Annotated in this window: 8 protein-coding genes and 1 pseudogene; 5 read left to right on the forward strand and 4 right to left on the reverse strand. The window is 43.9% G+C overall.

From position 1 onward, the window contains the following. Positions 1-63: 63 nt before the first annotated feature. The 3 genes and pseudogenes from QQK21_RS09690 to QQK21_RS09700 all read left to right on the forward strand — a co-directional run. A pseudogene (locus QQK21_RS09690) lies at positions 64-1,332 on the forward strand (type I restriction-modification enzyme R subunit C-terminal domain-containing protein); the annotation flags it as partial. A gap of 109 nt (positions 1,333-1,441) precedes the next feature. Continuing rightward, on the forward strand, positions 1,442-2,464 hold the full coding sequence (locus QQK21_RS09695; RefSeq protein WP_284191992.1) for a PDDEXK family nuclease: 1,023 nt from the start codon (positions 1,442-1,444) through the stop codon (positions 2,462-2,464). Between the two features lie 71 nt (positions 2,465-2,535). Next, complete coding sequence (locus QQK21_RS09700) at positions 2,536-3,153, forward strand: hypothetical protein (RefSeq protein WP_284191993.1); 618 nt, start codon at positions 2,536-2,538, stop codon at positions 3,151-3,153. A 19-nt stretch (positions 3,154-3,172) separates the two neighbouring features. Here the strand turns inward: QQK21_RS09700 and QQK21_RS09705 are convergent, their stop codons facing one another. Next, the gene (locus tag QQK21_RS09705; RefSeq protein ID WP_284191994.1) at positions 3,173-3,709 is read right to left on the reverse strand and encodes a peroxiredoxin-like family protein; all 537 of its coding nucleotides are present in this window, start codon (positions 3,707-3,709) and stop codon (positions 3,173-3,175) included. 176 nt (positions 3,710-3,885) lie between these two features. Between QQK21_RS09705 and QQK21_RS09710 the strand changes: the two genes are divergently transcribed. Next, on the forward strand, positions 3,886-4,674 hold the full coding sequence (locus QQK21_RS09710; protein WP_284191995.1) for a DUF1835 domain-containing protein: 789 nt from the start codon (positions 3,886-3,888) through the stop codon (positions 4,672-4,674). A 64-nt stretch (positions 4,675-4,738) separates the two neighbouring features. On the opposite strand, the gene QQK21_RS09715 is transcribed toward QQK21_RS09710, so the two are convergent. Further along, positions 4,739-5,158, reverse strand: a complete 420-nt coding sequence (locus tag QQK21_RS09715) for a VOC family protein (RefSeq protein ID WP_284191996.1) — start codon at positions 5,156-5,158, stop codon at positions 4,739-4,741. Positions 5,159-5,389: 231 nt separating this feature from the next. Here QQK21_RS09715 and QQK21_RS09720 point away from each other — a divergent pair, with 231 nt between their 5' ends. Further along, entirely contained in the window at positions 5,390-6,799 is a 1,410-nt protein-coding gene (locus tag QQK21_RS09720; protein WP_284191997.1) for a flavin monoamine oxidase family protein, read from the forward strand. A gap of 76 nt (positions 6,800-6,875) precedes the next feature. Here QQK21_RS09720 and QQK21_RS09725 read toward each other — a convergent pair whose 3' ends face one another. Both QQK21_RS09725 and QQK21_RS09730 read right to left on the reverse strand, forming a co-directional pair. Then, positions 6,876-12,083, reverse strand: a complete 5,208-nt coding sequence (locus QQK21_RS09725; RefSeq protein WP_284191998.1) for a hemagglutinin repeat-containing protein — start codon at positions 12,081-12,083, stop codon at positions 6,876-6,878. Positions 12,084-12,129: 46 nt separating this feature from the next. Beyond that, positions 12,130-13,269 (reverse strand): ShlB/FhaC/HecB family hemolysin secretion/activation protein (locus QQK21_RS09730; protein WP_284191999.1); only part of this gene is annotated, 1,140 nt, incomplete at its 5' end.

The raw sequence follows: 13,269 nt of genomic DNA on the forward strand, positions 1-13,269 counted from the left end.
GAATGTAAGGATACGACAGAGTCGAATGGTATTTATCCCGTCAAGATCCCTCAGTAATGACAGCCAAATGATGACAAGACAACCTTTAAGGTTTTTGACTATTGCCAAAACTTTGAATATTTCGATGCCAACCCTGAAGGCTTACCCGTGAGTGTGGCGAAACCTGTGACTCAACAGGTATTTGAAAAGCGCGTTTTACTCAGCACTTTGCTTAACAAAAAGTTGAACAATCAAGAGTTCCGAGAGCAGCACCCAGAGGACTGCGAGCGCTATTGTGAGCTAAATTGTTACCAGCTGGATATGTTGCACCATATTGTCAGCGAGATGAATCTCGATAATTTCATTGTAAGACCCAAGCGTCGAGCGATTGAGCCGTTTTTAGAGCGTGAGTATTGGGACAATATTGATGACGCCAAGTTTACCGAGCTAGAGAACCAGATATCAGCGCTACCTACGGAAGCTGAGGCTTTTAACGCCGATGAGCAGCTTAACCATTTATCACATCGTTTTGACAACCTTGTGCTGACCATACAATTAGACCTTTTAGAAAAAGGTATGATTTCTGAGATGAGTCGAGGCCGAGTAATCGAGTTCGCCGAGCAGTTAGAAGCCAAATCAACCATTCCAGCAGTACAAGCGCAGCTGCAACTGATTCAAGACATACAGACTCAAGAGTTTTGGCAAGATATCCACTTAACCACCTTGGAAACGCTGCGCCGTAAATTGAGAAATCTCATGTTTGCGTTGGACAAAGAGAAAAAAGAGATGGTGTACACCAATTTTGAAGACGAAGTTCAAGGTGTTCATAATGTGACCAGCGTGTACAAGAACCCAAGTGTCGACTTAGCCCAGTATCGCAAGAAGATAGAGCTCTATATTCAAGATCACCAAGACCAATTAACAATCCAAAAGCTAAAGCGTAATAAAGCCATTACACAAGCGGATTTGGATGTTTTGGAAGGCTTGTTACTGGAGGCGAGCGGAATGAGTGATGTGGAAACCTATCGCGAAAAAATCTTACAAGAGAAGCCTTTAGGGACGTTTATCCGTGAGCTTGTCGGCTTAGATATGAAGGCAGCAAAAGAAGCATTCAGTAGCTTCCTTGATGAAGAGGCTTATAACGCTGAGCAAATTCAGTTCGTCGACCAAGTTATCGACTACCTAGTCAATAACGGCATTTTAGATATGTCGCAACTCTTCGAACCTCCATTTACTAATAACCACGGTGAAAGTGCTTACGGTTTCTTTGATGAAGGCACTGTTGTCGAGCTATTTGGAGTGATACGTAAAGTAAATGCAAATGCTGTGGTGGCGGAAAGTCAGAGTGCTTAATTTTCACTGAGAGCGTTGAGGACTTGGGAGTAAATAAACGCGAGTCGTTTGTTTACTCCTTATTACCAGTACGACGATAACTGAGTAATACAGAATTTTGGAGTGCAAGATGGCCATTTACCAAGTAACAGATAACGAAATAAAAACTATCTCACGTACCACTTTTTCTCAGTCGGGGTTAAAAGAGCGGGAAGACTTACAGCGATTATTAAAACATCAGATCGAGGTTATTTCACCAGAGACCTTGGTTGTTGCCGAAGAGTTTGGCGAGTGGGACGAAAGCCGCAGACGTATTGACTTACTGGGTATTGATAAGCAAGCAAACATTGTGGTTATCGAGCTAAAGCGTACCGAAGATGGTGGTCATATGGAACTTCAAGCTGTGCGATATGCAGCCATGGTTTCAACCCTTACTTTTGACCGTCTAGTAGACATCTATGCTGACTATATTAAACAAAACGAACTTGGCTTAGACGCGCAAGCATCGATACTCGAATTTTTGGGCTGGGATGATAAAGAAGAAGATGAATTTGCTCAAGAAGTTAAAATTGTACTTGCCTCTGCTGAGTTTTCACGAGAGTTAACCACCACAGTTATGTGGCTCAATGATTACGGCCTGTCTATACGCTGTGTTCGAATGCATCCGTATGAAAGTGAGGGCAAGCTCCTTTTAGATGTCCAGTCTGTAATACCCATTCCAGAAGTTGAAGATTATCAAGTTAAGATTCGTGAAAAGCGGCAAAAAGAACGTGCTTCTCGCTCTGGTGGAAGAGATACCAGCCGTTACTCCATTTCCTTCAATCAAGAGCTAGTCTACTCCCAGATTCGTAAATCAGATATTGGCTACTGCACTGTGCAACTGCTAAATGAAAAAGACTTAATCAATCAGAGAGTGTTTGAGTTTTTAAGAGCTGATAATACCTGTGCTTTTCAACTATTAAAATTAGAGTCAGAGGTCACTGAAACTAACAAGAAATACAACAAGTATCGTGTCTCGCGTGAGCCTGAGCTGATTTATGATGGACAAGAGTACTACGTTGCTCGCAACTGGGGTAAAGAGAGTGCACAGGCATTTGCAAATAAGATAAGCGCAAGGTTTCCTGAAATTACCTATAGCCAACATTCAGACTAACTAGATTGTAAGATTATGTTTTACTATCAGACTTCTATCTAGCACATTATTTATTGATTTAAGGAACAAAGATGAAATACAGATGGGCTTGTATTTTTGCTCTCGTAAGCTGCTTCGCGGCCGCGCAGCCGGTTGAGGGTGGCAAAGCTGATGCGTTTATCAATGTAAATATGAGTTTAGAACTGGATGGGATTGAGAAGGCTTTGGGCAACACCAATCAGTCACTTGAACACATTGGTGATGCGCTTGATAAGATTGCCCGTAGCGACAACTTAACGCCAGAGGAAAAACACACCCTAAAGCAAACCATAACGGGGCTTCATCAGCTTGTCGATGTGTCGAAGCAGTCGGTGGAATCGCTTCCTAGCGCGTTTCAACAATCGCAGCAATCCATTGCTGCGCAAGGCCGTATTTTTTTGGATGATTTGCAGTTTAAAGTGTTACTGAGCATCAGCGCCATAGGTGTTGCCGTCTTGCTGATCATTGCTGCTATTGGTTGGTGTATTTTACGCCCAATGCAATCCTCTTTGCTAAAGGTGACTCAGAATCTGTCATCAATGGCAGAGGCGATAAAAACCACCGCCAGTGCGCTCGATTCAATCTCTTTACAGCAACATGATATAGCGCAGCGCCTTGACGATTATAAACACACAAAGAGAGATAAGTTGAGTGATGACTCCAGTCAGTAGAGTCATCCAGCATGGTTTTTCAGTAATCTAAGGCACCGCGAATTGGGTAATTATTTTCTGGATCTTTGATCCAAGCGATCCCGCGAGTTAATGCGCCAAGCTCGGGTCTGACAAATGGGTTGTTGGAAATATCCACGACATGAAGTTTTCCATGTTCATTGACAACAAACAGGCCCGGCTCTGCAAAATTATGGTCTGTTTCTTGTTCTGAACGAGGATGAGAAATATACAGCCCCAGTGTTTTCATTTGATGATCGTTAAGGCCATAAGCAATAGGGAAGCTTATCGTTAGGCTTGATAGCTGCTGCTCTAGCTGCTCTTTAGAGTCTGCTGAAACCGCAATAATATCGACACCTGCATCTAAAAAAGCTTCTCTATAGGTCTCAATTTCGTTGAGGTATTTAGTACACAGAGGGCAGTGTTTGCCTCGATAAACAAATACCGCTTGCCAATTTCCTTCATCGGTTTGACCGAGTGTAACCGTCTTACCATCCAGTGTTCGTACTTCGATATTGGGGAAGGTATCACCAGCTTTGAGTTTTTGTGAGTATGCCATTTTATGTCCTAAGGTTAAGTTCACCAGTACGTAATTCTCCAACATAGAAGATAAAATAGGGCGATACAACCCATTGCGAGTAGGGATTAGTCAATTAAAGTTTTGTCATTCGTATAACTTATCATTTGTTGCTTTTGTTATTCTTTGTCTATCTGAAATGGTTTGTGAGGTAAACAATGTTATATCGCTATATCTGTTGGGGAGACAGCGCTGCGGGGGCGCTAAAGCAGCGTAACAAGCTGACTTCAGAGCACCATGAAGTGTATCCATTTTTTGATGACTTGCGTTTTGGTCCTATGGAAGGAATTGAAGCTGGCACTGAGCAGCGTCTTAGTTGGTGGAAAACGGTTTGGCAAGCGCAATGGTGGTATGAGCAAGGGGATGATGAAGCAATCGCAGAGTCAGGTTTAACTTACCAGAGTAGTATCCTTGAGATCGTAAAGGAGCAAATACCTATTGTGGTTTGGGTTGGCAATACCGCTCAAGATAAGCTGATGTTAGCGATGCTCACCTATTATGCCGAGCCAACTATGCCTTTATTTGTGGTTGATATTACTCACAAAGTAAAGGGTGAGCATTTAGGTCAGTATGCGGTGGCTATGTGTGAACCTAAGGAACTGGTGCCACTTATGCCAAAAGAGCTTAGCGGGATTGAGCGGACAGAGCTTGCTCGTTTATGGGCTGATTGGCGTTTGCTAGATAGGGGTTATCGAGGTCTTGATGATGATGACAAGCTTGTCCAGCATGCTGAAACCTATTGGGATCAGCATTTATTCGCCAAAGTCGAGCAGCTTGGTAAAAAATCTGTAGCTCAAGTGATTGGTGAAGTGATGGGGGAGCACAAAGGACTGATTCCTGATAGCTTTTTATGCTGGCGTTTGGATATCTTACGTCGTGAGGGCAAGGTGCGCTATTTTGAAGTGGAAGGCCCCAAACCTCAACCTCCGCTTGTATCGATGAGCTAGAGTTAATACGCTATTATCCTGATACAGCGCAGAGCGTCTGCGCTGCTTGTCACTCAGATAATCGTTAGCTCGACAAATTACGCAGCTTAGGCTCATCACTAAGATATTCAACGAACTCGACTTCAAATCCTGCGGGGTCAATAAAATAGACATTTTTGCGATAAGGTTCTTCGGCCCCTTCTTTTGCTATTGGGTAGCCAGCCTTGAGCAGCCGGTTAGTCACCGCATCGATATTATTGGTGACGTAGGCAAAATGCGCGAGTCCCACTTGGTGCCCAGATAAGTCACGATTTTCACCTTCACCATGATCACTGATGGCTAGATATTGATAATCATCGCCAAAGTGTACCCAGTTTCTTGGTTTTCCGTACCAGGTCCCTTGTCCCTTATCGCGAATAGACCAATGAGGGAATGCCGCTTGATAGAACGTCAGCATTTCTGCAATGTCTTTTACCACCAAATTTACGTGTTCTAGTTGGATCATGGTTGTCTCCTTGACTTTTTTTTATCAACACAACAAAGCTTAAAACCTCAAGTTAGGTTTAGGTAAAGGATTAATTTTTGTTTTATCGATGTGAATACGGAGAAATCAAAATACGCTCAGATTTTGTTAAATATGAGCGCAATGTGATCACAAGTTGAACAGTCATTGTTTGATAAACACCCTTGTACAAATACTATGCGGCAATCTTTATACATTAAGTAGGTAGTGTTTATGATTTCATCTATATGTAAGAAATTCATTGTGGTGAGTAGTTGTTGTCTAATGTCTTTTCAAGCTATCAGTACTGAAGAGAAGCAAGCGATTGTGGTAGGGGCTGGCTTGTCCGGGTTAACTACAGCTTATGAGCTTGAGAGAAAGGGTTATCAAGTTACGGTCTTGGAAGCGAAAAATCGTGTTGGCGGCCGAATGGGGACTATTGATATGGGGAGTCAGCATGCAGAAACGGGAGGAGAACTACTTGATGACAAAAGTATTCACACAGAGGTCTTTCGTTATGCAGAAATGTTTGACGTAGAGATTGTCGATGTTGGCTATGGTGATGAGGTTGAAAAAGGGGCTTACTTTCTGAATAACACCTTGACTCGTTATAGTGATCTTGAGAAAGCCTATTCTCCACAAGTCAAAAATGATTTAGAGCGCTTTAATATTGCTTTCGATAATTTGGCTGACAACATTCCTGATGCGGCCAATCCGACTTTGGCACCTGATGCTAAGCGTTTAGATGAAATGACTGCCCAAGAATGGATTGAGAGTTTAAAGTTAACACCTTCTGCTCAAACGTTGGCGGAACATGCAATACGCGGAGAATACGATGAGCCCAAAAATATCTCGCTACTTTGGTTATCTCATCAGGCAAAAGTGTATGAAGATGTTGATGATGATGACATTGAAGTTAAGCGTTTTTTGTCAGGGACGCGTGACTTTGCCAATGCGTTTGTCGAACATATTAAAGGACCTGTGTTGCTCAACCATGTGGTGACAAAAGTAAGCCAAAATGAGTCTGGTGTTGTGGTTACGGCAGCCGGTAAAGCGTTTAAAGCAGACGTTGTTGTGGTTACGGTTCCATTGCCAGTATTAAACAAAATTGAGTTTGAGCCGGTATTGCCTGAGGCTAAACAAGCCGCGGCACAAGAGATCAACTACGGTTCCCATGTCAAGGTCTTGATGAAATACAACAAGCGTTTTTGGTTATCTCAAGGCTTAGGTGGGGATGTTATCTCTGAATTGCCTATTGGATGGGTTTGGGAAGGCTCTGAGCGTCAAAATGGTCAAGGAGGAGTGCTGGTGGCATTTACTTCAGGTGACTTTGCTCGCCAGCAAAAAAGTTGGCCTGATAAAGTGATAATTGACAACCGCCTTGAACAGATGGAAGCCATGTATCCAGGGTCCAGTGAGTATTTTGAATATGCTTCCGTTCATGCTTGGCACAACGATCCTTATGCAATGGGCGGCTTTGTGGCTTATGGGCCTAAGCAGATGACACGTCATTGGAATGCCTTTTTAGAGCCTGCGGGCAAAATTTACTTTGCCGGAGAGCATACGGCGATCGATTATGTTGGGTACCTTGAAGGGGCGGTGAGAAGTGGTATTCGAGTTGCCAACCAGATTGCTAGTCAATAATGTTATTGTTATTCAAATGGTTGAAGTTAATTGTTCAAAATAAACAAAGCGCACTGTTTCCAGTGCGCTTAATCGTTTAATTTGACGTCTCTTCAGTTGAAGGCGAAATCACGCTACCTTCTGACGTACTGGACTGAACTTTTACGCCAATAAGCGGCGTTTGACCCTCTATAAGATCGCTGACCGCTTGCTTAGCAAGTTCTTTTTTACTGATGTTGAGATCGGCTCTCACAGACACATCTTTATCGGAAATTGCTTCTGTGATTACAGGTTGAGAACCAGTATCAACAGTACCAGTTTGAGATTCAAGTTTAGCCCCTTTAAGTTGGGTCGCTTGGGCTGACTGAACCGAGATATTCTGCGTAGCAGAGATGCCCGATTGTTGTTCAACCTTCAACTTGTCAGTAACTTGCAGTGATAAGTTTGCTTTTTTATCCGTGCTATCGACAATTTTTTCTTCTCTTGACCCAAATATGCCTTTGGCTTTTTCATCAATTTTCTTGCCTACACCCTGAGCCTTTTTATCCCACCATGGTGCGTTGTGAGCCTTGTTTTCTCGGTCCTGATCGATTCTGTCTGCCGTTTTGTTGTAGCTATCTTTGATATCTTGTTTTTTGCCATCGTACCACCAAGCGAAATCACGGCGTTTATCTTCGGCAAACTTAGTGACTTTATCTTTATATGGTTTGGTTTTTTCACCACCAGGTAGACCGTTAATGCCGTCTTTCAAGCTGTCAAACTTACTTTTTTCTGTAGGCTTAGTCGTTTTCTCTATTCCAGCACCCAGTTCAACATTAACAGCAAAATCCTTGTCCTGGCGACTTTCGACCACAAGACCACCTTGCTCAGACTGAACATCGACGTTATCAGCTGTGATGTTTGCCCCAGATAAGGTGACATTGCCTTTGCTAGACACCGAAACTTGTTGGCTTTCTATTTTGGCATTGTCGTTGGTTAGACTGTCTTTTACATCCGCTTTGAAACCAGCATTCACTCCATTTGCACTGTTTGCGACGCTGCCACCTTTATTTTGGTCTGTTGTACGGTTGGTATTGAGTCCAATATTACCGCCATAATTGTTGCGTTGCTCCGAAGTTTGAGCAGATTGAAGTAACACAGATCCATTGTTTGCAGTCAGTGTGGTCGATCTAGCCGCTACTTGGGTCCCCGTTAATTCTATGCCTTTTGCACCTTGTGCATTGACAGAAACATCGCCGCGGCTTTGAATGCCACCGCCTTTCTGTTCAGATTTGTTTTCATCCACATAGCTGACGTCAAGGTTTGCGCCGGCTCCTCGGCTTTTAGTATTCGTTGTATCGTTACTCACATTGCCGAGGCTTGCATTAATTCCACCTCGAATATCGAGACCATTTTGTTTTTCGCTTGAGGTTTGCGCGTCAAAGGTGACATCGCCACCAGCATTAAGTGCGACATTACCAACTTGATTATCTGCGCTACCAATTTGGGTGCCTTGCAGGTAAATATCATTGCCAGCTTTGACGTTAACATTATTAGCACCCGTGATAGAGCCTGCTTGACCTGTACTGCTGCTTTGGTCATTGGTTGCGTAAACCCCGTCTATTTTGCCGCCCAGTGTTTTGGATTGGCCGCCATCTGCCCTCGATTGATTCAGCTCTAGATTGCCAGAATATTCTCTCGTCGTAGATGATTTGGTATTTTCAGCTTGGTTGAAGTTGACGTTATTACCAGCGGTGACGGAAATGTCCCCAGATGGACTGGCCACTAAATTTGTACCTTGCAAGTTTACATCTTTTGTCACAGCGTTGATTTCAACACCGTTTTGGCCAGCAATGGTTGAGGTAACTGCTTGAGTCTCAGTTTGCTCACTGAACTTGTAGTTACCACCGCCGCTACCACCAAGGGTAACACCGCCAGTCGCAGCACTGCTTTTCTCTGGAGTAAAGCCGACTTTCACACCAGCATTAGCCCCGTAAGCGGTTGAAGTTTGTGATGAGCGGTTTGTCGCTTGGGTAATGTTGACGTTTCCAGATTGAGACGTGAGCTGCGCTTTACCTGCTCCAGCGGCTACGGCTGTCCCATTTAGGTTCAAATCTTTATTGGACACAATGGCAACGCCATTACCAGCTTGGATGTTACTGACGACTGCATTTTCAGTCGATTGAGTTTCTTTGGTATTGCCACCTTGTGCTTTTGCATCAATTGCACCATCAAAACCAGTAACTGTGTAAGCTCTTACGTCTCCAGAACCTTTAGTTATATCACTAGTGGTAATTTCTGAGTTTGTCGCGGCGATATTTTGGTATTGATCCGCTGTGATATTGACACCTTGTGTTGCTTTATACTGAGTGCCTTGATCACTAGCACTTTGGCCAGCGTTTACATTAATATTTTGGCCACTTATTGAGCTGACTTGCGATTGAGTCGTTGTTTTCGTTGTGGTGCCATTGGATACCTCTACACCAAGGTCCACACCAACGTTTGGAGTGTCTATGCCACCAACAGTAGAAGCAATTGCTCCAGGGGCCGCTTTTATACCACCTTCGGCTACCTGCTTTATTCCATCTTCAATAGGACGAGTTACACTGCTGTAGTCAACATTGACACCTACATCGACACCGACGCTGACCGCATCCGTAGTTTCAGTTCTGGTGTCTAATGCCGCTTTATTATCAATTTGTTTGGCGGCTAAGTTCACATCGCCATTGGCATTGTATACCGAACCTTCATTGGTCAGGGTGTTATTGGCTTGAATATTAATATTTCCGCCTGACTTAATGCTTGAGGTGTTTGCAGTAGAGGTGGTTATTTTAGTATTGGTATCATCAACACTGGCCTCAATGCCATTCCCCAGTTTGTCGATACCAGCCGTGTAATAGACACCAGCGCCCACTTTTGTCGTATGAGTGTCGTCTTGAGTCTTATCATAGCTGCTAACAATATCGACATTTTCACCATTGATGGCGACCTTGTCGGTTCCTGCTACTGTGGAACCTGCAACAGTGGCTGTTTTACCTGAAGAAATGTTGACGTTTCCACCGTTTACAGACGATGCGGTATTGGCGTCAGTGGTGACTGTTTGAGTGCTGGACTCATGTTCAAGTCTAATACCGGCGGCATATTGCTTGTCTGATTTTTCTTTCGCGTAAGGGGTTAGTCTTAGTGATGTAGTATCCGTGGTTGTGGTACCTTTCGCAGACTGTCCTGTGATAGCCACGTTACCTTCTGACGCAATCGTTAAGTTTTTATCAGCAGCGACATTACTGCCTGATATGCTTACGCTGTCTTGTCCTCGAACGGTCAGGTTAGTACGAGATCTTAGTTCACTCGAATTGATAGCGTTTTGAGTGCCTCGAATGTTTTGGCTGTCTTTGGTGATGTTAAATACAGTGCCAGTACGAGAGCTGTTGTTGGTTGTATTTTGCGTCACAGCGCCGTCGATCTTCACTTTTTGGGCGGTAACATTGGCTTCGTTGCCACCTAGAGCTTCTGAACCGCTAAGGATCAGTTTGTTACCTTGGATTTCAAGATCGTTTTGTGCTTCAACCCTGCTACCATTAGCTGTTTGATTGTTCTGGTCTGTGCTGCTTTCAGAGCCACCTCCGATCCCACCCCAGTAAGTTCGTTGATCGCTATTAGTAACCACATTGGTGGTCTTATCTACGCCGATAGAAACAGATTGTCCAGCGGCAATATTGACATCTCTAGAGGCTGATATTTGCGCATTACGTGTTGTCACGTTGCGGTTTGCATTAACATTTACGTTATTACCAGCGGTGATCGTCGCTGCATTTGAAGTCTCAACGACATTGTTGCTGCCCCAATGACCAGTTCTAAGCTCAGTACCATCGTTGCGTTTATAACCTGTTTCTTCGACACTATTTTTGGTAATTGAACCAACGAGTTTGATGTCGCCGTTATCTGCAGTAAGATTGGCGTTTTGCGAGGCATTAATCTGACTGCCTTTTACGAGCACATCGCTAGCGGTTGCTTTAACCGAGACATTCGCTGCTTGGATGTCAGTCCCAACCGAGGTTTCTTGACTGGTTGTGCGCTTGTAGTCACTTCTCCAAGAGAGATACCAGTTATTGTCTATCCGCTCTTGAGTGTTGGTAACGGTTTGATTGGTTAACTCAACATGTTGTCCTGTTACAGCAACCTCTGTTGCTTGTACTTTAGTCGCTTTTAAATAGGCGCCTTCACGAGCACCAACATGAATGTTTTTGCCGGTAATTTCGCTGCGGTTTAACGTTTGAGTGGTGTTGGTGGTTGAGCCATATTTACCCTGGCGTAAGAAACCACTTCTGTTATCGCTGTCTTCAAATGATTCGGTTTGGCTAGTGATTGTGCCAGAAGTTGTCACATTTTTACCGCTTAGATTGACTCTCTGCGTGGTTTGATCGCCAACTTGTGCCGCTTTTAAGTTCAGGTCACCCTGAACTTGAAGATCGATAACGTCGTTATTAACATTCTCATTGCCTCTAATTTTCCCTGAGATGTTCACGCCGCTGCCAATATTTGTCGACACCAAATGGATACGGCCCGATATCATGCCACCAAGTAAATAACTGTCGATAGCCGAACTCGCACTGTTTTCCTCTACTTGCTCCACGGCCGCTGTTTTAAGGTCACCAATATTATTGCCAAGAACAGTTCTTATTTGCTGATTCGCTTGTATCGGGCCGTTGGCATCAACAGAAGGTGCGATAAGATTTAGCGTTTCTGCTCCGCGGATTCCGCCTTCTAGAATACTAAGACGGTTTTGGTTCTTGAAGGTATTGTATTGTAATCCTGACTCGGCAAATTCGACTTTACCTACGACCAAAGAGGCCGCATTGGTATTGATAAATCCACAGCCATCACAAGTGATACCATATGGATTGGCGAGAATTAGGTCAGCTTGTTTTCCAAGGATCTCTTGATAGCCCTCGAGTAAAGAAGGGTTCGATGAAATGACTTCGTTCAATATCGTGGATGCAGCATCTTGGGTCAGGTGTGGATTGCTGGCAATCAGTTGTTGCAGTATCTGAGACTGCAATTGACCGGCGTTGTTGTTGTTTAATACGGCACCAGCTGCTGTCACATTGTATTCATTGTATTGATTGTAGGAAATGCCACTACCATCAGGCGCTGCAATATTGACCACAGGCGTATTGCCTACATGGCTTACGGTTGTATTCGTGTCCCCGGATTCTACGATTGCGCTGTAGGTAGGCGTGCTCACTGGCAATGAAAAAAGCGCCAGTGTGATGGAGTATTTAAGTATACCCTGACAAGAAAGTTTAAATGGTTGCTTTGATTTCATAAATTGACCTCGTAAATCATATGTAGAGCCGCGATGTTATGCGGGTCTAAAACTTCAGCCCCAGACGGGCAAGCACCAATACACTTTCCTGTTTGTATTCCGGTGAATTAAGTATCCAAGCTTTACTAACCTCCAAATCAAAACTTGCTTGTTTGTATGTCACGCGTTGGCCAAGACTGACGCCAATTGCTTTATCGAACCCACTTTCTTCTATACCTGTATCGACTTGGCCGTAGTCCAATCCAAGACGCGGAGTGAGTATCCACTCAGTCAAATTAAAGTCTCGAGAGAGAGTATTACGTAAGTACCAACCATCAGCTGATGATAAATTGTTGATATCCAATCCACGTATGGCACTACTGTCTGAGATACCAATCCATTCCACTCCGGGAAGTTTATCTTGAGAGAATTGGCCCACAAGACGGTTTCGATAGAGATACGTGTCTTCAAGTATCTTGAAATAATAGGAGGTGGCGATATTGCCTCTCACCTTGGTAAAAATCTCATCGACTGCCGCGCTTTGGGTTTCTGCACCGAAAAGTGATGTTCCTCTGTCAATACCGATGCCTGCACTGATCACGCCTGCCGATAGAATTCTTAAGTGGGAATAGTCAAGAGATACAACGGCAAGATCTTGTGAGTTGATATCAAACTGAATAGTTTCTACGAAATTCTTAGCTTGTTTGTAATTGATCTGCCCACTGATGGTGTTGATCTGGTTACCATCACGATTTATGGTTCTATCAAGACGCATACCAAGCATTGATGACCAGCCGTGGATGTTCACTGTATTATTAACACTCTTGTTTTCGGTAGAGTAACCCGAATAAAAACCAAAACTGCTAAGGGTCCAATATCCATAAGGGATAGAATAGAGAGCAGATACCGAACGGCTATAGATTTCAGGGTTTGACTCTAGGGTTGTTGAACCACTAAGGCTGATATAATCAGACATGCCAAATGGGCTTGAATATACCGTCATAGCCCTTAATACATTTCTACCCGTGCTTTTTTGTCCATAGTTATCAATACTGGCACTGCTGCTCCATCGGGAAGCGGGTGGGTTGATGAGCTCAACCACAGTGCCTCCGCGATATTCACCAGGCAGTAAGCGTATCGAAACTTTGTCATTACTGAGGGATCTTGACGGGATAAATACCATTCGACTCTGTCGTATCCTTACATT

It is taken from the genome of Vibrio zhanjiangensis (assembly GCF_030161235.1).
In the GTDB taxonomy this organism is placed as follows: domain Bacteria; phylum Pseudomonadota; class Gammaproteobacteria; order Enterobacterales; family Vibrionaceae; genus Vibrio; species Vibrio zhanjiangensis.

Excerpts from the sequence above, each read along its gene's own strand:
- QQK21_RS09725 (WP_284191998.1), bottom strand. The coding sequence starts at position 12,083 with ATGAAATCAAAGCAACCATTTAAACTTTCTTGTCAGGGTATACTTAAA.
- QQK21_RS09705 (WP_284191994.1), bottom strand. The coding sequence starts at position 3,709 with ATGGCATACTCACAAAAACTCAAAGCTGGTGATACCTTCCCCAATATC.
- QQK21_RS09700 (WP_284191993.1), top strand. The coding sequence starts at position 2,536 with ATGAAATACAGATGGGCTTGTATTTTTGCTCTCGTAAGCTGCTTCGCG.
- QQK21_RS09710 (WP_284191995.1), top strand. The coding sequence starts at position 3,886 with ATGTTATATCGCTATATCTGTTGGGGAGACAGCGCTGCGGGGGCGCTA.
- QQK21_RS09715 (WP_284191996.1), bottom strand. The coding sequence starts at position 5,158 with ATGATCCAACTAGAACACGTAAATTTGGTGGTAAAAGACATTGCAGAA.
- QQK21_RS09695 (WP_284191992.1), top strand. The coding sequence starts at position 1,442 with ATGGCCATTTACCAAGTAACAGATAACGAAATAAAAACTATCTCACGT.
- QQK21_RS09720 (WP_284191997.1), top strand. The coding sequence starts at position 5,390 with ATGATTTCATCTATATGTAAGAAATTCATTGTGGTGAGTAGTTGTTGT.